Source organism: Streptococcus sp. 27098_8_12, from assembly GCF_041432115.1.
GTDB classification, from domain to species: Bacteria; Bacillota; Bacilli; order Lactobacillales; family Streptococcaceae; genus Streptococcus; species Streptococcus parasanguinis_V.
In genome coordinates this window covers 86,158-107,541 of record NZ_JAPVZA010000006.1, presented here as the reverse complement: position 1 = coordinate 107,541, position 21,384 = coordinate 86,158, and the positions used below count along the sequence as shown (strand labels likewise).

The window sequence follows — 21,384 nt, the reverse complement described above, 5'->3', positions numbered from 1 at the left end:
AATGAACTGCAGAGGATTTTTATGTTAATTTCCATTGTAATAGATACGATGGCTTTCAAGTTGATAATCCAACAATTCATCCACCGTTACAAAGGTATAGCCTTGCGATTTGAGGTAGTCAAGGACGGTCGGTAGAGCGTCAATCGTGGTTTGATGGATATCATGCATGAGGATAATCGAACCCGGTTTGACTTCTTTTTTCACTTCATTTAGAATGGCCGTCGTATTATGTGTCTTCCAATCTAGGCTATCCACATCCCACATGATGAAGGATTGGTCTACACCGTATTGGATGGCGTTATTGATGGCTCCATATGGAGGACGGGTAATCTTGGTTTGGACGCCTGTCGCTTTTTGAATAGCTTCTTGGGTATCCAAGATCTCTTTTTTAGCATTATCCAAGCTCAATTTTGGTAATTGAGGGTGATCCCAGGTATGGTTCCCAATTTGATGACCTTCTTTGCGGACTTGCTTGGCAATATCAGGATTCGCACTGACATTTTTTCCGACCATAAAGAAGGTAGCTTTGGCATTGTATTTCTTTAAGATGGCCAGCGCCTGAGGGGTCGTCGTCGGATCTGGTCCATCATCAAAGGTCAGGGCAATCATCTTACGGTGGCGTTCTTCAATATAGGATTGGTAAGAAGCTAGATCGTCAGGAAGCAAGCGCTCTGTATCAATCACATCATAGAATTTAGACAAGGGAACAGTGAAGGTATCATCTCCCTTAACCTTGGTTGGAAATGGAATGGTGAAATTCCCTTTTTCATATTGGAATTCCCATTGGCTCAAATCCAACTCTGAAAAGTGGGCGACCATTTGATCAATGCTTTCCTCATCCAACTGACGAAAGTCTAGATTCCCTCGCAATTCCTCCAAAAAGATCTGTTTGGCTCCATCTGGATCCGCAAAAACCTGACTGAGGGTCAGAGGGTTGTTCTCATCATCCACGTAGAAGAGAGGTAGTTTCACGGTCTCATCTTTGATGAATTTTCCTTTTTTGTACTGGTATTCAGCCCGTTTGATTTGGATAGGATGATAGCCAACAAAAGGCGCTTTTGCTTCTTCACTATGGTAGAAGGTCAAATGCTTAGGCTCTTTGGTTTTCTCATCGGATCCTAGACGCTGAAGATCTTCTTGAATCTTCTCTTTAATAATCTCAACAGCTTGTCCATCCTTAGTAGGATAATAAGTGGTCACATAAGATGTCCCAATAATCCCTTCCTGAACTTGAACATCTTTCCCTTTTTCAGAGCTTTTCTCTAGTTGGGTGACCTTGGCAAACTGTTCCTGATAGGCTTTTTGTTCACGAACCCTTTGAATCTTTTGATAGCCGATATACAAAAGACTCAGTAAAAGGAGATTTGTAATGATTAATAATATAGTTTTCGTGTGTTTGAATCTCATAACTTTATTATAGCAAATTTCTATCGAAAAAACATTCCTTTTTTGTAAATGGTTTCATAAAAAAGAGGGCGACTGTCGTCACCGGCAGTGGCCCCTATTTTAATCACTCTTATTTTTCGCGAATGACTTCTACTTTATATCCATCTGGATCTACAACGAAATAGTAATTCGGTTGCGTTCCTGGAAGACCTTTTGGTTCCGTCACTTCATAGCCTTTAGCCTTGTGTTCGGCATTTAAAGCTTCTAGATCAGGAGTACTCAAGGCAACGTGTGCGTAGCCGTCTCCAATCACATATGGACCATGATCATAATTGTAAGTCAATTCCAACTCATAGTCATCTCCAGGTAAGGCCAAATAGACAATCGTGAACTTGTAGTCTGGAAAATCTTTCCGACGTTTTTCTTCAAAACCAAAAGCATCTTGGTAAAAAGCGATTGATTTTTCTAAGTTTTCCACACGAAGGCAAGTGTGCAACATTTTTGAACTCATAGGTTTTCCTCTTTTCTATTTTTTTAAATTATGAACGATTTTTTTACGACTTTCCGTCTTGATGGATAATTTTACTTCAAAGATGGAACCTTTTGGTTTATTATCTTTAACTTGAATGGTTCCCTTAAAAGCCTCTACAATTTGTTTGGCTAAAGATAGCCCCAAACCAAATCCACCTTTTTGACGGGTTCTGGCTTTATCCACCCGGTAAAAACGATCAAAGATCCGTTTCTTGTCCTCGTCTCGAACACCAGGTCCATTATCCAGTGCTCTCAAAAGAAGATTTTTGTCCTTCAACTGGACTTCAAACTGAATCTCACCATCTTCGTCGGTGTACTTCAAGGCATTGTCATAGAGAATGGTCATCAACTGCTTGAGGAGCGTTTTATCAGAACAAATGACTTTGTCCACCTGATTGTCCCCCTGGAAGAATTTGCCATTTTCTTCCGCAATGATCTCAAAATTCGAGAAGGTCTGATCGAAAAAGCTTGGTTCAATATCTTCCATCTCTGGTTTCAAGCCGTCATCCCTTCGTGCAATATTAAGAAGGTTGGTGGTCAAGAGCTTCATATTTCGAACTTCATCCAAGCTGGATGCAATACTCTCACTCGATTCCATAATGGTCGCCTCAGGCTTTCTAAAAAGCGTTTCGAGGCGATTTTGGAGGACTGCTAAAGGCGTCCGCAATTCATGGGAGGCATTTTCTACGAAAGCCTTTTGCTTTTGCATACTCTCAAGTAGAGGCTTAACACTGAGACGTGCTAGGAAAAGACTAGCAAACAAAGAAATTCCCCAGAAGCAGATCATGACAAGAGCGATTTGACTTTCGTGCTCTTCACTCGTCTGCTCCAACTGACTGATATTGGTCATGACAACCGCATACTTGATGTCACTATCACTTTCATCATCAGATAAACTCAACTCTGCCATATAGGCCCGGTAACTTTCTTTTTTCCCATAGCTATTTGTAATTTGAAGCTGGGAAACCTTGTTGAGGAGCTTTCGACCAAACGTCACCGTTTTGAAGTTTAAAAACCCATTACCGGTTGTTAAGTTTTCATATTTTTTATTGAGCAAAACAACAGTGGTATTGGATGTGACATCTCCTTTGGGTTCTGATTTATCATGATCTGGGATCATCACCTCAGGATCTTCATCATTATCCTTATCTTTCGATTGTCGCTGGTCCCGATAAGCAATCGCTACAAGCGAGTAGGGATCCTGACTGAGAGTCTTGAGGTTCTCATCAACAGTTGTATAAAGACTCGAGCGCATAACCTGAATGATAATCAAGGTCATTGCTGAAAATATCAAGGTAAAGAGCCCAAAATATCGGATGAAGTAGGAAAAATCATCTTCTCCGACAGTTTTCTTAATTCTGGTTAGCATCTTTTAAGATATACCCCACACTGCGCAATGTTTGCAAGCTCTCAACGAAATCGGTACCTTTTAATTTCTTACGGATTTTTGAAACATAGACCTCAACAACAGAGATAGTCGTATCACTGTCAAAGCCCCAAAGGCGATCGAAAATCTGTGTTTTTGGAAGGATGACATTTTGGTTTTGAAGGAAATAGACCAGAAGATCAAATTCCTTCCCAAGAAGTTCCACTTCTTTCCCATCCACATAAGTCGAATTGGTAGATAAGTTGACCTTCAAATTGCCATAATTAAGGGTGTTTTCATTCACTTTTCCTGAGCGCTTCAAGAGAGCTTGAATCCGCATCTTGAGTTCTTCTAGGTAGAAAGGTTTGGTGAGGTAATCGTCTGCCCCCAGCTCAAATCCGTGTCCTTTGTCATCCAGACTTTCTTTAGCTGTCATGATCAAAACAGGGGTTGTCACGCCTTTTTCACGCAATTCTTTCAAGACATGGAAGCCGTCTTTTTCAGGAAGCATGAGGTCCAGCAAAATCAAATCATAGATCCCGCTTTCTGCTTCGTAAAGACCTTCTTCTCCGTCAAAGACCTGCATGACGTCCGCAAAATCATCTAAAAAATCAAATACTGAATTTGACAAACCAAGGTCATCTTCGACCAATAGAATTTTAATCATTGTCGTATCCTCTTCTCTTTCGTGAGTGAGTCTTTCTAATCTATTCTTAACCATTATAACACGACTTGCCTTCATTTCCTATAGTTTAGAACTTGGTTTTATGATCAAATTCAGCCTGCCTTAGGAAGGCTAATTCTATGAGTTTGTCGTGTTTTCTTTGTTACTTTGACTATCACTCGTCTTGTTTTTATTTTTTGAATTCTTCTTATTGGACTTTTTAGAGGAACCCTGGTTCCCTTCTTGTCCGCCAGATTGGTTCATGCCATTTTCTGGACCATTCCCTTGTGGGCCACCATTGCCTTCTTGCGGCATCTGACCAGGACCACCTCCTTGCGGGCCACCTTGGCCTTGGCCACCACCTTGTGGACCACCGCCTTGAGGTCCGCCATCCTGTGGGCCACCATTTTGCTGGTTTCCTTGTGAAGCATGGCCATTTTGACTATTTTGTTGCTGATTGGATCCTTGGTTTTGACCCGTTTGGACTGGTTGAGAAAATTGTTGGTTATTGGAAGATTGAGAGGCGATGACTCCGACACCAAAGCCACTTCCAGCACCAACCAACAATCCACCAACTGCTGCCATGCCAATCCACCACTTAGGACTTCGTTTGAGGACAACCATTTTTTCTTTTGATTCTTGCGTTTCGACTACTTGTTTTGTTTCTTTTTGATTCATCTTTTTACCTTTTATCTTTTTTTACAAGTACTTGTCTTTTAAATTTTAAAGGGAGCTCGATCCTTTAAGTATGGCGATTATACTTCAAGAGTCTTAAGCCTGCCTAAATTTTTACTTAAAAAATCCTAAAATAAGCGTGGGCCATTGACAGGTTTAGCCTCTTATTGTAGAATAGTTACCATAAAATAAACAAGAGGTTAACTGATATGAAGAAAATCTTTCCCTTAGTTCTCATCTCCATTGGAGTGGCCATGATCTCCGTCCTATCTCAATTCACCCTTCCATTTGGACCAATTCCTTTGACCCTACAGACACTCATGATCGGGATCATCGGGACCATCTATAAACCCAGCCATGCCTTTGTCACAGTCTGCCTCTACCTGCTTTTAGGCTTCTTAGGTTTTCCAGTATTTGCTGGCGGTGCTGGTGGCGCTTCGCATTTCCTTGGTCCTACTGCTGGTTTCCTCCTCTTCTTCCCATTCCGAGCATGGATCACGTCTTTATTTACCAATGCCAAATCCAGTCTTGTCACTATCTTTTTTGCCAATCTCCTCAGTAGTGCTCTCCTCTTTGTATCAGGAGCTATCGGCTTTATGCTGGTCACGCATACTGATCTCCAAAAAGCATTTACTTTGGTCGTTGCTCCCTTTATCCTTGCCGACCTCATCAAACTGATCATCATCACGATCACCAGCAAAGCTATTTTTGCCAGCCTCAAACACCACTGGTATTTCAAATAAGATACAAAGGGTACGAACATACTAAAATAAGCAACATCTGAACACAGTTGTTGCTTTTTGTTGTAGGAATATCTCTTCAATTGAAATCCTTTTAAATGGATGACTGTTTCGTAGAAGAACCTTCTATCTACCCTCCTTCCTTTATTTTTCCTTATAAAGAACTCTCAAGATCAGTAACTGTGTTAGCAAAATCCAAATAATCAGAATAGCCAAGTCAAACAATGAGATGCGGTCATGGCCATAGACGCAAGCTCGTAAGAGGTTGACAGAAGGGACAAATGGAAGAACATGGTAGAGATGGTTTATCCAATCTGGAAGACGACTTGCAGGGTACATGATTGGTGAAAACATCAAACCAATCATAAGAATCAACTGAGACATCAGCGTGACAATATTGGGAGAAAAAGTATACGCAATGGCAAATCCAAGACTGATCATTGTAAGACAGATAAGAAATAGAATGAAAACAGCCAGAATAGATACATTTAAGCGGACAGAAAAACGAAAATAGCCCAGTATAACAGAAATGAATACTCCAGGTAAAATAGCAATCATCCACATCCAAAGATCTGCTAAGGAAATAAGAATTCGAGGTATTGGAAGGGCTCGTACATAGTCTACATGTCCTTCTGACTTCGCATTTGCTATAACAGGTGAGGAGATAGTACAGCCAATAGAAATAATTCCTATCAGAACTGAACCAGAAGAGAGATAGTAGGCAGCTGTCGTATCAATCTCACCTATCACTAGTGGATAACCAAAAAGAAGTGAAATGGATAACAGAACCTGAGCTAGCGTAAAGAGTAAAAATAAATCTTTTTGACGAAGATAGTTCCAACGAAGTAAGTAAAAAAATTGAGTCATATCAGTTTGTCAACTCCTCTCTATAAAGATCTGAAATGGATATGTTTTTCTGAGTAAGTGACAGATTTAAAATATTCTTTCTATCCAATTCCTGTGTGATTTTTGGTAGCAGTCTCGTTAACTCCTTCTCTTCTATTTCAATCTGGCAGATCGAACCATTGATAATGGTGTAATCTTGAAATAGAGCTAAGCTATCTTTATTCCTAAACTCAAAAGATATTTGATACTGTTTTTGATAGGTTATTTGCTGAACTGGTCCTGACTTGATTAACTTCCCATGGTTAAATAAGGCATAGTTGTCAGCATATTTTTCAACTTCTAAGAGATTATGCGTCACGATAATAATGGTATGACCTTTATACGCCAGCATCTGTAATAATTGCCATTGTTTTTCACGACGTATTGGATCAACATCGTTCGTCGGCTCATCAAGAAGAATGATGGTCGGAGATCCGATTAAAGCCATTGCAAAAGAGGTCAGACGCTTTAAACCACCTGAAAGGTCCTTTCCTTGTTTTGCCCGGTACTCCTTAATTTCCAAATCGGTTAAGAGCTGATCCATTTCTTTTTGCAAATCCAAGGTGTTTAACCCTCTCATTCTTCCAAGCATTTCTATGTTTTGTTCCACCGTCAATTTCTCAAGTGGCGCATACTGTTGAGACATATAGCTCATCATTGAGCGAGCTCGTTTACGATTTTGAACAAAAGAAATATCTCCATAGCAAACGTCTCCTTGATCAGGTTTGGTAAAACCAATCATTTGATTTAAGAGGGTGGACTTACCAGCGCCATTGTGTCCTAAAAAAGCTGTAATTTTAGCAGCTTCTATTTCTAAGGAAATATGATTATTAGCAAAATGTTGCTTATCGAATGATTTTGTCAAATCTCTAATAGTCAGTGTCGCAAATGTCTTCATCTCATCACTCAAGACTGAGAAGATTTTCCCAGCTTCCTTCATTTTTGATAAGATTATTGTATAATAAACATATGACTTTCCAAGGTTTACGTCATGATTTACCATTTTAGTGTCATAATTAGCCAACTCAATTTGATAAGGGGGACTTATGTTAAACGTCGTTATTTGTGATGACTCAACTAGAGATGCTAGTCAGTTAGAACAGTATTTACTTTCTTACGACAAGGTTCCTGTAGAAACAAAACTATATACCCATCCTCAAAAGATGTTAGAGCAGTTAACAAAGGATACTCATTGTGTCTTTTTGGATATTGATATGCCACAAATTACTGGAATTGACCTTGCTCGTGAAATTCGGCAGTTCAATCCTTTTATCCCCATTATTTTTGTGACTAGCTATCGTGATTACATGGAACAAGTATTTGAAGTACAGACTTTTGATTACTTAGTAAAACCAATTGAACCCCAAAGGCTAAATAAGGTAGTAGACAGAGTTTTACGTTATTTAGATTTAGGACAAACCATCTTTAACTTCTCATTTGGAAAACAAAGTTACTCTATTCCTTTAAGTGACATTACCTATTTTGAGAAAGATAAGCGTTCCGTTTTTATTTACACACTAGCAGATACCTATAAGTCCTTACTGAAAACTCAAGACATTTTAGATAAACTACCTGATTATTTTATTCAAATTCATGCTTCTTATATTGTAAATCCCAAATATATCAAAGATTTTGATGCGAAAACAGTGACTATTTTGCTAAATGGTACCGAGGAGCATTCACTTCCAATTAGTCGTAAGTTCCAGTCTTCTTTTAAAGAAAAATACTATAACTACCTCAGTGAAAGGAATTTCTAATGCTAATAGGATTGCGGATCATTAGTATCTTGTTCGACTTATTTCTGGCAAGTGTTTTATTTTTTAGGCCAATATCCAAAAGTAAACAATCAAAAGAGACACTTTTAGTCCTTTGTTGTTGCTTTCTTCTTCATGTGGCTCTTGTGTTTCTATTTTTAGAAAGTCGCGTTTTTTTAGTGAGCAATCTCCTCCTTAGTATTGTAGAATCCTCTCTTGTAGGACTCTATTTTGGCTACTCCTTTCGTGATTCTTCCTTTTGGATATTCTTACAGACAAGCCTGACATTATTAGCAGGAGCTGTCCTCAATCAAGTTATCCAACTTTTTCTTCCACTGTCAAAAGTATCGAAAAATTTAGGACTGATTAGTGGTTACCTTGCCATTAGTTTTCTTTTTTCAACCGTCATAACACTTGTTCTTCGACAGTTATTCCGAACACATCAAAAGTTAGGCATGGCAACATCTAAAAGAAATTGGCTGTATCTATTTATCGTGCCGATTTTATCGATTATTTTTGCCTTTACTGTATCAGCTATTCAAGGGCAAGTATTTGGACCAGATTATCTTTCTGTCATTTCACTCTTGTCTCTTATTGTATTGTCGTTTTCCTCGCTTTATTTTACCCTACATCTTTCTCAACAACAGCACGCTTATTACCAAAATAAATTAGATAAAGAACAGCTTCAATTCCAATTAAGAGAAACACAACAGTCTCAAGAGGAATACCAACGATTGCAAAGTCTTCGGCATGACTTAAAAAATAAACATTTAACCCTCTTGGCACTTCTAGAAGAAAATCCTGATGAGGCTAGAGAGTACCTTCAATCGTTAACCGATAGTATTTCAGGAAAACAAACCTTTTACTCCAAAAATCCAACGGTTAATTATTTACTGAATCAAAAACTGCACGATGTGGAAGATGAAATTGAATTGGATATTAACTGCTTTATCCCACAAGAACTATCTATTCAGCCAGATGTTCTAGCTGTTATTTTAGGAAATTGTTTGGATAATAGTATTTCAGCCTGTCTTCGATTGACTGATAAATCAGAGAGAACATTGTCTCTGAATATACGTTATTTTCAACAAAATCTATTTATTTCGATCAACAATACCTTTAATGAACAGGAACAAGAGACTCGTAAAACACGTCAAAGAGATGGTTGGGGCTTGCGAAACGTTGATGCCCTAGTACAAGAATACCAAGGAACTATCAAACGATTCAAAGAAAATGGCCATTATCGAACGGAGATCCTCTTACCAAGTCCAGTAAACTAATGATTCTTCTCCTTTGAGGTCTTATTCAGGTCATTTATAAAAAAGAGGCTGGGCAAAATCTGTCCAGCCTTTGAAGTTAGATAGAAATAACAGTTTGACACATTGGTTGATTGCTCATAGCACTGCTTTGAGGTGACGCAAACAGTATTTCCTTTATCTGCAACCTCCAACACTCTTCCAGACTGTTGTATCTATGCGGGGGTGGAAAAATTGAAAAGAGAGGACTTCTTTCCCACTCCATTAGGATGTAGTTAAACTATCATTAACCAACCTAAATGATGCCCCAAAAATTAAAATAATATATTTTTTAAGTCTCAATCAAATATACACTGAAACTTTCCGCCGTGAGAAAAGTGCCTGAAACACAATTGTTTCAGGCACTCGGGAGTTTTGAGACCTTAGGCTCAAAACTAAGTCATGGAACTTCAAAGAAGTTCGCTGACGTCCGTGCTCACCTAAGGAAAGTTTCAAAGATGACGTTGTCTACATTCTAAGATGCTACAGAATGAATTCTGTAGCATCTTTTTTCAATCTATTTTGTCGCAAGGATAGCAGCTTCTACTGCTGCTTTTTCCCGTTGGATTAAATCCACACGAGCAGCAATTTCTTTGATTCCCATCTTGATATTACGACTGATCGCCATATCATCCAATTGAGGCTCAAAGAAGGCCTTGTATTCATTCAACCGTTCATGGGTCTTGAAACAGTTAGCTGGGTAGATGACAAACTTATCAAAGCTCATATCACCACCAAGTGCTTTCTTGATCCAATCCCAGTTTTCACGCGCCCAAGTCCAGGTTCTACCTTGGGTAAAGTCATCATGCAAGAAGTTGTAATACCAGCTCATAGCCAAGTCCTGAGGTTTCACCACATCCTTGTTCTTCCACTCCTTCAATAGAGCTTCCAAAGCTTCCTTATCCTTGGTATAAGAAAGTGCAGCCGCCAACTGGCGTTTAAAGTTTCCATCAACTGTCTTAACATAAGTATCCAGGTATTGTCGGCTAAGCTCCTTGGTTTCCTGGTGCTTGATTTGGTTGACCAAGATTTGCAAGCGGATGGCCGCTGGAAGTTTTTCCAAATCATCTGCATGCGCTTCAAAGATAGCGCTCGCTTGAGCTTTTGCAGCTTCATCATTGGCCTTGATCATATTAGCAATCATTAGTTGACGAACTTTTTCGTCTTCTTCTGTTTCACCAGGCTTAGCTTCTAGACCCAAGCGTTCAAAGTTGTAACGGTTCAGGCGTTTCAACAACTCATGGAAGGCCGCTTCTGTTTCAGTTCCTTCATCCACAAAGAGACTGATTCCAGCTAAGACGCTCGAAACAGCTGAAACAACCAAGTAGGAACTTTCTTCTGTCAAGTGTTCAATCACTGGCAAAAGGCTTGCATAAGAAATTTGACCACTTTCCGCTAAGAGACGGCGTTCTTGAACCACTTGTAGTTTCGAAGTGCTATCCAAGCTAGCAAGTTCAGCAAGGATGTCTTCCAACAATTCCCCACGGTAGTCACTGATATAATGAGCTGTATTTTCTGTATTGAAGCGAAGAGCTCCGCTGTTAGCTGCTTTCAAGGCACTGTAGTTTGGAATTTCTAAGACTTCAGTTTCCAAAGTATCTGGAATACCTGTCCAGTTGCTATTTAAAGGAACAACCCACTTGCGACCTTTTTCTTCTTTTTCTCCGATAAAGAACTGCTCTTGACGGATGATCAAGGTGTCGTTCTCTACAGAAGCTGAGACAACAGGGTATCCTGGTTGCTCCAACCAAGAATCCATAAAGGCTGCGACATCACGACCTGAAGCTTGCCCAAGAGCATCCCAAAGGTCACGACCGATAGTATTGCCGTATTGGTGTTTTTCAAAGTAGATCTTCAACCCTTTACGGAAGGCGTCATCGCCTAACCATCGACGAAGCATGTGCATAAGACGGCTACCCTTAGCGTAAACGATTGCTGGGTCAAAGAGAGTGTTGATCTCGTCTGGGTGTTTGACTTCCACATGGACGGATTGAACGCCATCTGTAGCATCGCGTTTCAAGGCAGCAGGCACTCCAGTTGTTTGGAAGTCTTCAAAGATATTCCAGCTTGGTTCAATGGCATCCAAGCTGACATATTCCATCATATTGGCAAAGCTTTCATTCAACCAAAGATCATCCCACCATTTCATGGTCACCAGGTTTCCGAACCATTGGTGAGCTAATTCGTGAGCTACGACCAAGGCTACTGTTTGTCGGCTTTGGGCCGTAGAGTTTTCATCTACTAGAAGGTAGACTTCACGGTAGGTTACCAAGCCCCAGTTTTCCATCGCTCCGGAAGAGAAGTCTGGAAGAGCGATATGAAGAGATTGAGGGATTGGATACTTCACGCCATAGTAGTCTTCATAAAATTCAATAGCACGAACGGCAATATCCAATGAGAAGTCCAAGTTTTCTAATGGGTGAGCTTTGGTAGAGTAGACACCGACTAGGGTTCCATTCTTGGTCTTAGCTGTCACTCCTTGAAGGTCTCCAGCCGCAAAAGCCAAGAGGTAAGAAGACATCCGTGGAGTCGTAGCAAATTTCCAAATTCCTGTTTCTTTGCGGTTTTCCACGTCGATTTCAGGCATATTTGAAAGGGCAATTTCACCTTCTTCTTGGTCAAATTTCAAAGAAAGATCGAAAGTTGCTTTGGCTTCAGGCTCGTCCACACTTGGAAAGGCTTCACGCGCAAAATGGCTCTCAAACTGAGTTGAGAGGACTTCCTTCTTCACACCATCAATACTGTAGTAAGATGGGTAAATCCCTGTCATATTGTCTGTGATCTTACCAGAATAGGTCAGAGTAACTGTCACTTGACCTGTGCCTTCCAATTCAACATAAACTGCTTCATTGGCATCATCAACCGTAAATGGACGAGCTTGACCTGCTACTTCTACTGTTTCAATGGTCAAATCCTTTTGGTGAAGCGAGATCTTGTCCGCCTTGGCTTGACCTGTGATCACCACACGACCGCTAAAGGTCTTAGTTTTACGACTTAAATCCAAAAACACTTCATAATGTTCTGGAACGAATGTTTCTACAAAATGTGCAACTGCTTGCATAATTTCCTCCTTTAAATGTTTCACGCTTTTCCAATCAAAAGCCCTAATAAAACTATTTTATCACAAAGTTGGGATAAAAGAAAAGACAAGCATGACAATGCCTGTCTGAGATCGAAAAGACTCCAAGATCTTACATTTCGATAATTTTACCTGTTTCAAAGTAGACTACCCATTCACAGATATTTTTTGCATAATCTCCGATGCGTTCCAAGAAGTTGATCACTTGGAAATAATCACGTCCCGTCACGATGGACTCTGGATTTTTCCGAATTTCTTCTGTTGCTAATTCTTGGATGCTATCGAAATAATGGTTGATGACTTCATCTCGTGAAGCAACTTCATAGGCCAAATCCACATCGCCTTTGAGGTAAACATCAAGTGTTGCTTCGACAAAATCTTTGACTTCACGGCCCATCTTGCTGATTTCTTCTTCAACAGATTGGATACGGACTTCCCCTTTCATGCGAATCGTTGCCTTGGCAATCGATACAGCGTGGTCCCCCATCCGCTCCAAGTCAGAAACTGCTTTTAAGACGGTCATCACGACACGAAGGTCTTGTGAAACCGGCTGTTGAAGGGCAATAATCTCAAAAGATTTACGCTCAAGCTTCACTTCGTATTCGTTGATTTCCGCATCATCTTCAATGACCTGACGGGCCAATTCACGGTCATGGGTCACGAAAGCACGAACTGTACGGTTGATCTGACTCAACACTTCATTTCCCATTGCATAAAACTGGTTATGCAACTTCTCTAAATCTTCTTCAAATTGAACTCGTAACATTTTATTTTCTTCCTATCCAAATTTACCAGAGACATAGTCTTCTGTTTCTTTCTTAGTTGGGTTCAAGAACATTTCATTGGTATCATTGTACTCAATCAAATCGCCATCCAAGAAAAAGGCAGTTTTATCGGAAATCCGACTCGCTTGTTGCATGGAGCGTGTCACCAAGAGCATGGTGTAGCGGTCTTTTAGTCCATACAAGGTTTCTTCAATCTTGCCAGCTGAAATCGGGTCTAGCGCTGAAGTTGGCTCATCCAAAAGAATAATCTTTGGACTGGTCGCAAGAACCCGCGCCACACAGACCCGCTGCTGCTGACCACCGGAAAGTCCAATAGCCGAATCATGCAGGCGATCCTTGACTTCATCCCAGATGGACGCGCGTTTCAAAGAGGTTTCAACTGCTTCATCCAAGACAGCCTTGTCCTTGACACCATTAATCATCAAGCCATAGGTCACATTATCATAAATGGACATTGGGAAAGGATTGGGCTGTTGGAAGACCATTCCGATTTCCTTACGCAATTCAACCGTATCGGTCCGGGGTCCGTAGATATTATGTCCATTGTAGAGGATGGTTCCTGTGGTGGTGACCTCATGGTTGAGGTCGCCCATACGGTTAATGGCTTTTAAAAGGGTAGATTTCCCTGATCCTGAAGGACCAATCAAGGCTGTGATCTCCTTTGGAGCAAAATCCAAGGAGACGCTATTTAAAGCCTTCTTTTTATTGTAATAAACCGACAAGTCCTTGACTTGCAAAATTGGTTCTGTCATTCTATTTTCCTTTTTGTTGTCATTTTACTTTATCCAAAGTGACCAGATACATAATCGTTGGTCGATTGCAATTTCGCATTTTGGAAAATATTCGAAGTCTTATCGTACTCGATAAGGTTTCCAAGGTAGAAGAAACCGGTATAATCACTAGCACGCGCTGCTTGTTGCATGCTATGGGTCACGATGACAATGGTATAATTCTTCTTCAACTCAAGCATGGTTTCTTCTAATTGCGCTGTCGCGATCGGATCAAGCGCTGATGCTGGCTCATCCATAAGTAAGATATCAGGCTTCACAGAGATGGCCCGCGCGATACAAAGTCGTTGCTGTTGGCCACCTGAAAGTGTCAGAGCTGATTTATGAAGGTCATCCTTGACCTGATCCCACAGAGCTGCCTGTTTCAAAGAAGTTTCGACCAATTCATCCAAGACCTTCTTGTCTTTCACCCCCGCACGTTCATGCGGGAAGGTGATGTTTTTGTAAATCGATTTGGCAAAAGGATTGGGCCGTTGGAAAACCATCCCAATATGCTTGCGCATTTCATAAACATTGATATCTGGACGGTTAACATCGATTCCTTCATACCAAATTTCACCCGTAACACGCGCAATATCGATGGTATCATTCATCCGGTTCAAACTACGAAGATAGGTTGATTTCCCAGATCCTGAAGGACCGATCAAGGCTGTAATCTTATTCTTTTCAAACTGCATGTCGACGCCTTTAATGGACTCGTTAGTTCCATAATAGACATGCAAATCTTTGGTCGATAGGACCACCTTTTCTTCAGGAAAAGTAATGATGTGTCTCTCATCCCAATTGTATTTTGACATTTCTTCTCCTTTAAGCAGATGTTAGTTTTTTATGGAGGTAACTTCCGAGTTTGCGGGCTCCAAAGTTAAAGATCAAGATAAAGATCAAAAGAACGGCGGCAGAACCAGCTGAGACTTCGATCGAGTCTGGAATGGTTCCTTCACTGTTGACCTTCCAGATATGGACGGCCAAGGTTTCAGCCTGACGGAAGATAGAAATCGGACTGGTCACACTAAAGATGTTCCAGTTTGACCAATCAAGAGCTGGAGCCGATTGACCTGCTGTATAGATCAAGGCAGCGGCTTCCCCAAAGATCCGTCCTGATGCCAATACAACCCCAGTGATAATGCTTGGAAGAGCCTCCGGTACCACGACATGAATCACGGTTTCCCAGCGAGACAAGCCCAGTGCTAAACCTGCTTCGCGCTGCGTATGATGAACATGCTGCAAGCTATCTTCGATATTGCGGGTCATCTGGGGCAAGTTAAAGACGGTCAAGGCCAAGGCCCCTGAAATGATCGAAAATCCATATTTGAACTGGACAACAAAGACCAAGTAACCAAAGAGACCTACAACGACAGATGGCAAGGAAGACAAGATCTCAATACAGGTACGAACCAAATTGGTCAAGCGCCCTTTTTTTGCGTACTCAGAAAGGTAAATCCCAGCCCCAAGAGAAAGTGGGAAGGAAATCACCAAGGTAATGACTAAGAGGAAAAAGGAATTATACAATTGAATTCCGATCCCTCCTCCTGCTTGATAAGAAGAGGATTTACCAGTCAAGAAGTGCCAGGATACATGGGGCAAGCCACGGACCAAGATATAAAGGATCAATGAGGCAAGAATCGCAACGATGATCCCTGAAATAGCATACAGTACTCCTGTTGCAATTTTATCCATTCGTTTAGCGTGCATAGTTCTTCTTACCTCTTTCTTTCGTAATCAGTTTAATCACACTGTTAAAGGCAAGACTCATGAGGAGCAATACCAAGGCGAGTGACCAAAGAACATTGTTATTGACCGTACCCATGACGGTATTTCCAATTCCCATGGTCAAAATAGAGGTGAGGGTGGAAGCTGGTGTTGTGAGCGAGGTTGGCACCACTGCAGAGTTTCCGACCACCATCTGGATAGCCAAGGCTTCCCCAAAGGCACGCGCCATTCCAAAGACGACCGCTGTAAAGATTCCAGAGCGGGCTGCCTTGAGCGTGACATGCCAAATGGTTTGCCAGCGGGTCGCTCCCATTGCCATACTGGCTTCCCGATAATGACGGGGTACAGCTCGGAGGCTATCGGTCGTCATAAAGGTGACAGTTGGCAGGATCATAACAAAGAGGACAAAAACCCCTGAGAGGATCCCAAAACCAGTCCCTCCAAAGAGACTACGGGTGAAAGGGACAACGACTTGAAGACCAATGAATCCATAAACAACTGAAGGAATCCCCACTAGGAGCTCAATGGCTGGTTGCAAGAAACGAGCTCCTTTAGGAGAGACTTCTGTCATGAAAACTGCTGCACCAATGGCAAACGGCGTTGCCAAGAGGGCAGAAAGCAAGGTTACAATAAAGGAACCTAGAATCATTGGTAGGGCTCCAAATTCCTTTGCAGCAGGATTCCAAGAGCTCCCAAATAGAAAACTAAAGATATTGACTTTATTAACAAAGAAAGTCGATAAACCTTTTTGGGCCACGAAAATCAAAATCATGGCAACGACGACAACAATCAAACTCATACATAGAAAGGTAATGGTCTTCCCAAATTTTTCTAGGCGGGAGTTTTTTGATTTCGTCAGCATTTTTTTTGCTACTTCGTTCATTTTTTACCTAATTCTTTTATTTTTTTGTCACATTCCCTTTTAAATCACGGGTGACTTTCATATCATTGATTGGAATATAGCCCATCTTGCCAACAACTTTTTGCTGAACCTCATCCGTCATCATGTAGTCAATGAATTTTTTAGACAACTCATTGGGTTTTCCCTTGGTATACATATGTTCGTAAGACCAGATGGGCCAGTTATTGTTGACGACATTGGCTTTGGTTGGTTGATAACCATTGAGCTTCATAGTTTTGACACTGCTATCCAAGTAGGTAAAGGCTAGATAAGAGATGGCACCTGGAGTTTGAGAAACGATGTTTTTCACCATTCCATTAGAGTCTTGCTCTTGGGCCTGCTTGGGTTGTTTGCCATCCATGATAATGGCATCAAAGACAGCACGGCTACCAGAACCTACGGCACGGTTCACAATCGTGATCTCAAGATCTGGACCACCCAACTGCTTCCAGTTGGTATACTCACCTGTAAAGATCTTTCGCAATTGCTCCGTTGTCAGATTGTCGATCGAGATATTTTTATTGGCAATGATGGCTGTCCCTGCTACGGCTACCTGATGATCGACCAGACTAGAGGCATCGATCCCAGACTTTTCCTCTGCAAAGAGGTCACTATTTCCGATGTCCACAGCACCTGATTGAACTTGTGAAAGTCCTGTACCAGAACCTCCTCCTTGTACATTCACAATCTTACCAGGATGTTCTTCAATGTAGCGATCTACCACTCCTTCAACCAAGGGTTGTAAGGCAGTCGATCCAACAGCAGTGATGGATTCTCCGCGATTGATCCAAGAAGCACAAGCAGATAAACTTCCTGCTAATGCGATCGTCGCTAGTCCTAGGATCAGCTTTTTAGACTTTTTCAAATCATGTCTCCTTGATATTCACTATTTCACTTATGATTTTGACAAGTTTTTTTCAAAAAAACCTGTACTTCCACTATATCATAGAACGGGTTCTTTGCCCAGCATTTTACCTAAAACGAAGTCCCTTTGGATAGAAATTTTTCAGGGTCTGTCCGGTCACTTTTGCAAAGCCCAAACCATTGCCTTCAACCAGGACCTGGTACCATCCATTTGGATGCGTTTCCCTCAATTGAACCGTCTCTCCCGCAACATAATGAACAAAGTCCTCAGGCGTGATCGAAACAGTCTCTTTGACTTCACTCGGTTTCAGAGCTAGACCAAGGGCAAAACTAGGTTCAAATCGATTTTTCTTGAAGGTTCCTAGGTGCAAGCCATTTCGGGCAATTTTTACTTTGCGCAAATCAGGTAAACCAAGTGGAACCAAATACAGCTCGTCACCAAAGGTTTCAAGGATTCCTTCTAGAGTAATCTTCAAGTGTTCCTTGGCAAATTCCTGCCATAATTTCTTTTGTTCTGCAGATAATTGGTCCTTCTTGGAAGGGATTTTGGCAGGTCGATTCTCTCCTAGATAACGGAACTTAGCAACAAATTGGCCCTCTCCTTTAAAGAGATGAGGATACATGCGCGCCGTTTCTGGATGGTCGATGCCTTCTGCCATACCATTGATCTTCTCGATCGTTTCCAGCTCCAGATCATAGTTTTCCAAAAGCCAGGATACGATCTCTTCATTTTCCTCAGGAGCCCAGGTACAGGTTGAATAAACCAAAGAACCACCTGGAACCAACATCTTGAGGGCATCCTCCAGAATTTCTCTTTGAAGAAAACTACACTCTCGAGGATATTCGACAGACCAAGAGTCCCTGGCATCTGGTTGCTTACGAAACATCCCCTCACCCGAACAAGGAGCATCTAATACAATCAGATCAAAAAATCCTGAGAAAACTTTTGCCAGACGATCGGCTGACTCATTGGTTACCAATACATTTCGGGCACCGAAACGTTCGACATTCTCTACGAGAATTTTCGAGCGTCCCTTGTGGATTTCATTGGAGACCAAGAGTCCCTGATTATCCAAATAAGACAAGAGTTGCGTCGTCTTACCACCAGGTGCTGCGGCTAAGTCTAGGACCTTCATCCCAGGCTTTGGCTGGGCGACTTGGGCCACTATCTGAGCTGCTGGTTCTTGTGAATAGACCAAGCCCGTTGCGTGTTCGATGGATTTCCCTGAGACCTTTCCATAATGGCCCCAAGGAGTATTGGGAATCGGATCATCAAATACTTTTTGTGCTTCTTTCAAAGGATTGGTGCGAAAGGCTGCTACTGCTTCTTGATTAAAGGTCGCAAAAAAAGCAGCAGCATCCTCACCTAGAAGATGCTGGTATTTTTCTTTAAAACCATTGGGAAAATTCATTTAACTTCTCCCTTTCTTAAGATAGGTTTGAATTTCTGTTAACTTCACTTTTGGAACCATCATAATGGGTTCCACTGACTGGTAATTAGGTTTATCTCCATTTAGATTTAAAACGGTATAGCCCAACTGTTCCCCCATGATCGCAGCTGCGGCATAATCCCAGGGCCAGATATAGCTAAAATAGGCTAGAATGCCACCTGAGAGAATTTTTGAAAAACTAATACCGGCACTTCCGTAGACCCGAATGCCCAGGGAATCTATACCAAGATCGGCCATGCCCCAGTCATTTTTCTCAAGCATACCGACATTTGAAGCAATCAAAAGGTTTTCCAGAGGTTGGTCCACAAAGGGCGTCAGTTCAACCTCATTGCGATAAACAGGGAATTCTCCACCCCCGTAAAAAAGGTGATCCCGCATCACATCGTAGATCAGGCCAAACTGACCAATTCCGTCTTCAAAATAGGCCACCATCACCGCAAAATCTTCCTTTTGGGTCACAAAATTATTGGTCCCATCAATAGGATCAATCACCCAAACGGATCCTTCTGAAATCGGTGAACGAAGGCCATTTTCCTCCGCAAAAATCCGATCTTCTGGGTAGCGATGTGTGATTTTTTCAACCAAATCCTTTTGAACCTGTTGGTCCATCTGGGTGACTAAATCTGTCGGCCCAGTCTTTTTTGAGATCATCAAGTCATCATGGAGATGAAGACGCAAGTAGTCTCCAGCCTCTAAAACGATTTGTTTGGCAAACTCTAATTTATTCTTCAAGAGAAAACCATCCTTCCTCTTTTTGCTTTGCAGTCTGGGTCGCACGATAGAGAGAATAACCGCTCACTTCTTCGAACTCCCGTCCAAGACGCTTTTCTTCTCCGATACTAGGTACGACCTTCTTAAAAGCGCGGTAGGCTTCCATGTATTCTTTGGCCTCTACCTTACTTTCATAAGCTTCTTCAACTTTATTGAAAAAAGAAAGCACTGAAGCAAGCTCTTCAGTGCTCCACGATAAGTCCAGTGGGTAACTATAATTTTTTTGCATTCGACATACTTCTTAGTTTATTTCTGCTCTTAGAGTGGCAGAGCGTAACTCTTGTTTGCGATAACTCCGTGGCAAGAAGGCCCGAATTTCATCTTCGTTAAAGCCAATCTGCATACGTTTGTTATCTAAAATAATCGGTCTCCGCAAGAGACTAGGATTTTCCTCAATCAGATGGATCAAGGCTGAGATGGATAAATCTTCAACATCAACATCCAATTTTTGAAAAATTTTTGAACGAGTTGAAATAATGTCGTCTGTTCCGTTTTCGGTCAAGGCCAATATACTTGTCAACTCCTGTTTGCTCAAAGGACTTGTCATAATATTGTGTTCTTTAAATGGAACATCGTGCTTTTTTAACCAAGCCCGAGCTTTTCGACATGATGTACAACTCGGTGATAAAAATAATGTAATCATGTGGTTCACTTCTTTTTTTATATATAACTATCTGACTCTATTATACAAAAAAAATAGGTGCTTGAAAAGCGCTTTTTTGATTTCTCGACGATTTTTCTGGATTTCAGTGGAAAAAAGAAATCCCTTTCATTATTCTCAAGAAGAGGCACACAAAAAAGGATTAGGAAAGTTCCTAATCCTCGTTCCAGTTTCGTGAAACTGCTTCATCTTCTTCTAGTTGAGCCACTAATTGATCAATCCCATCGAATTTGACCATTTCTCGTATCTTATCCAACCAATGAATGGTCAGGGTATGACCGTAGATATCTCCAGAAAAATCAAAGAGATTGACTTCGAAACGAAGCTCTTTCCCATCAAAGGTGACATTTTTCCCGACAGAAGCCATCCCACGGTAGGTCTGCCCTTTAAAATCGACATCCACTACATAAACCCCATCTGATGGGAGATAGGTCCGATCAATCGGTGCTAGATTGGCGGTAGGATAGCCAATGGTGCGGCCACGTGCATCCCCATGCACGACGATTCCCCGACTGGATAAAGGGTGACCAAGTAGACAGGCAGCTTCGTGGACGCGTCCTTCTAGGACAGCCTGACGAATTCGGGTCGAACTAACCTTTTCCCCCTGATCCAATACAGGAGAAATGACTTCCACTTGACCATCAAAATAAGCAGATAAGTCAGAGGCCGTTTTCTTATCAGAGCCAAAACTATAATCAAATCCAGCAATTAAAACTCGGGCTCTCAAGGCTTTGACAAATTGATCGACAAATTCTTTGGCAGTTTTAGAAGCAAAATCGGTCGTAAAATCAATGAGGAAGAGCTCATCCACTCCTAGTTCGTTTAATTTTTGGAACCGATCCTCAGGACTCTGCAAATGGAGCAGTAATTCTGGTTGGTAGCGAACAAAGGCTAACTTAGGAGATTCAGGGAAGGTTAACAATGCGACCTTCAAGCCTTTTTCATCCGCGATCTGACGCGCCTTTTTAAAGAGTTCTTGATGCCCCAGATGCAGGCCATCAAAGTAGCCCAGAACCAAAACTGTCTCATTCTCCAAATGGATCTGGTTAGCAGTAGTAATCGTACGAATATTCATGAA

At 41.5% G+C, this 21,384-nt stretch carries 22 protein-coding genes; 3 read left to right on the top strand and 19 right to left on the bottom strand.

Features of this window, described 5'->3' with window-relative positions:
- Positions 1 to 24 precede the first annotated feature (24 nt).
- The 5 genes from O3629_RS03825 to O3629_RS03805 form a co-directional block, all read right to left on the bottom strand.
- Positions 25 to 1,407, bottom strand: a complete 1,383-nt coding sequence (locus O3629_RS03825; protein ID WP_371467499.1) for a polysaccharide deacetylase family protein — start codon at positions 1,405 to 1,407, stop codon at positions 25 to 27.
- 109 nt (positions 1,408 to 1,516) lie between these two features.
- On the bottom strand, positions 1,517 to 1,897 hold the full coding sequence (locus tag O3629_RS03820; protein ID WP_049488213.1) for a VOC family protein: 381 nt from the start codon (positions 1,895 to 1,897) through the stop codon (positions 1,517 to 1,519).
- A gap of 15 nt (positions 1,898 to 1,912) precedes the next feature.
- Positions 1,913 to 3,286: a sensor histidine kinase gene (locus O3629_RS03815; protein ID WP_371608741.1), complete on the bottom strand. Its 1,374-nt coding sequence runs from the start codon at positions 3,284 to 3,286 to the stop codon at positions 1,913 to 1,915.
- Positions 3,270 to 3,950 carry a response regulator transcription factor gene (locus O3629_RS03810; protein ID WP_037607818.1) on the bottom strand — a complete coding sequence of 227 codons (681 nt, stop codon included), beginning with the start codon at positions 3,948 to 3,950 and terminating at the stop codon, positions 3,270 to 3,272. Before O3629_RS03810 ends, O3629_RS03815 begins: the two co-directional genes overlap by 17 nt.
- A gap of 135 nt (positions 3,951 to 4,085) precedes the next feature.
- Positions 4,086 to 4,625: a hypothetical protein gene (locus tag O3629_RS03805; protein WP_371608740.1), complete on the bottom strand. Its 540-nt coding sequence runs from the start codon at positions 4,623 to 4,625 to the stop codon at positions 4,086 to 4,088.
- 206 nt (positions 4,626 to 4,831) lie between these two features.
- On the opposite strand from O3629_RS03805, the gene O3629_RS03800 reads away from it, so the two are divergent.
- Positions 4,832 to 5,365: a biotin transporter BioY gene (locus O3629_RS03800; protein ID WP_371608739.1), complete on the top strand. Its 534-nt coding sequence runs from the start codon at positions 4,832 to 4,834 to the stop codon at positions 5,363 to 5,365.
- Between the two features lie 141 nt (positions 5,366 to 5,506).
- Here O3629_RS03800 and O3629_RS03795 read toward each other — a convergent pair whose 3' ends face one another.
- Complete coding sequence (locus O3629_RS03795; RefSeq protein WP_254741055.1) at positions 5,507 to 6,229, bottom strand: ABC transporter permease; 723 nt, start codon at positions 6,227 to 6,229, stop codon at positions 5,507 to 5,509.
- Position 6,230: 1 nt separating this feature from the next.
- A complete protein-coding gene (locus O3629_RS03790) occupies positions 6,231 to 7,187 on the bottom strand; it encodes an ABC transporter ATP-binding protein (protein WP_254741305.1) in 957 nt (318 codons plus the stop codon).
- Between the two features lie 106 nt (positions 7,188 to 7,293).
- Between O3629_RS03790 and O3629_RS03785 the strand changes: the two genes are divergently transcribed.
- Together O3629_RS03785 and O3629_RS03780 are read left to right on the top strand one after the other, a co-directional pair.
- Entirely contained in the window at positions 7,294 to 8,004 is a 711-nt protein-coding gene (locus O3629_RS03785; RefSeq protein ID WP_254741058.1) for a LytTR family DNA-binding domain-containing protein, read from the top strand.
- Positions 8,004 to 9,281 (top strand): sensor histidine kinase, encoded by a 1,278-nt coding sequence (locus O3629_RS03780; RefSeq protein ID WP_254741061.1) that lies wholly within the window; start codon positions 8,004 to 8,006, stop codon positions 9,279 to 9,281. Before O3629_RS03785 ends, O3629_RS03780 begins: the two co-directional genes overlap by 1 nt.
- A 532-nt stretch (positions 9,282 to 9,813) precedes the next feature.
- Here the strand turns inward: O3629_RS03780 and O3629_RS03775 are convergent.
- The 12 genes from O3629_RS03775 to O3629_RS03720 form a co-directional block, all read right to left on the bottom strand.
- Positions 9,814 to 12,357, bottom strand: a complete 2,544-nt coding sequence (locus tag O3629_RS03775) for a M1 family metallopeptidase (RefSeq protein ID WP_371608738.1) — start codon at positions 12,355 to 12,357, stop codon at positions 9,814 to 9,816.
- A gap of 130 nt (positions 12,358 to 12,487) precedes the next feature.
- Positions 12,488 to 13,141: a phosphate signaling complex protein PhoU gene (gene phoU / locus O3629_RS03770; protein WP_003006603.1), complete on the bottom strand. Its 654-nt coding sequence runs from the start codon at positions 13,139 to 13,141 to the stop codon at positions 12,488 to 12,490.
- Positions 13,142 to 13,153: 12 nt separating this feature from the next.
- Positions 13,154 to 13,912, bottom strand: a complete 759-nt coding sequence (gene pstB, locus O3629_RS03765) for a phosphate ABC transporter ATP-binding protein PstB (protein WP_070595193.1) — start codon at positions 13,910 to 13,912, stop codon at positions 13,154 to 13,156.
- Positions 13,913 to 13,941: 29 nt separating this feature from the next.
- Complete coding sequence (gene pstB, locus O3629_RS03760) at positions 13,942 to 14,745, bottom strand: phosphate ABC transporter ATP-binding protein PstB (protein ID WP_070845448.1); 804 nt, start codon at positions 14,743 to 14,745, stop codon at positions 13,942 to 13,944.
- Between the two features lie 10 nt (positions 14,746 to 14,755).
- Positions 14,756 to 15,640, bottom strand: coding sequence for a phosphate ABC transporter permease PstA (pstA, locus tag O3629_RS03755; RefSeq protein WP_003006597.1), 885 nt, complete (start codon positions 15,638 to 15,640; stop codon positions 14,756 to 14,758).
- Complete coding sequence (pstC, locus tag O3629_RS03750; RefSeq protein WP_014713132.1) at positions 15,630 to 16,541, bottom strand: phosphate ABC transporter permease subunit PstC; 912 nt, start codon at positions 16,539 to 16,541, stop codon at positions 15,630 to 15,632. Before pstC ends, pstA begins: the two co-directional genes overlap by 11 nt.
- Positions 16,542 to 16,557: 16 nt before the next feature.
- Positions 16,558 to 17,424, bottom strand: coding sequence for a phosphate ABC transporter substrate-binding protein PstS family protein (locus O3629_RS03745; RefSeq protein ID WP_003017442.1), 867 nt, complete (start codon positions 17,422 to 17,424; stop codon positions 16,558 to 16,560).
- A gap of 106 nt (positions 17,425 to 17,530) precedes the next feature.
- A complete protein-coding gene (locus O3629_RS03740) occupies positions 17,531 to 18,835 on the bottom strand; it encodes an RsmF rRNA methyltransferase first C-terminal domain-containing protein (protein WP_371608737.1) in 1,305 nt (434 codons plus the stop codon).
- Positions 18,836 to 19,606 carry an inositol monophosphatase family protein gene (locus O3629_RS03735; RefSeq protein WP_371605346.1) on the bottom strand — a complete coding sequence of 257 codons (771 nt, stop codon included), beginning with the start codon at positions 19,604 to 19,606 and terminating at the stop codon, positions 18,836 to 18,838. It abuts the gene before it with no gap.
- The gene (locus tag O3629_RS03730; RefSeq protein WP_031577056.1) at positions 19,596 to 19,874 is read right to left on the bottom strand and encodes a UPF0223 family protein; all 279 of its coding nucleotides are present in this window, start codon (positions 19,872 to 19,874) and stop codon (positions 19,596 to 19,598) included. Before O3629_RS03730 ends, O3629_RS03735 begins: the two co-directional genes overlap by 11 nt.
- A gap of 12 nt (positions 19,875 to 19,886) precedes the next feature.
- The gene (locus tag O3629_RS03725) at positions 19,887 to 20,288 is read right to left on the bottom strand and encodes a Spx/MgsR family RNA polymerase-binding regulatory protein (protein ID WP_009732658.1); all 402 of its coding nucleotides are present in this window, start codon (positions 20,286 to 20,288) and stop codon (positions 19,887 to 19,889) included.
- A 172-nt stretch (positions 20,289 to 20,460) separates the two neighbouring features.
- Entirely contained in the window at positions 20,461 to 21,381 is a 921-nt protein-coding gene (locus tag O3629_RS03720; RefSeq protein WP_371608736.1) for a bifunctional riboflavin kinase/FAD synthetase, read from the bottom strand.
- Between the last annotated feature and the right edge of the window lie 3 nt (positions 21,382 to 21,384).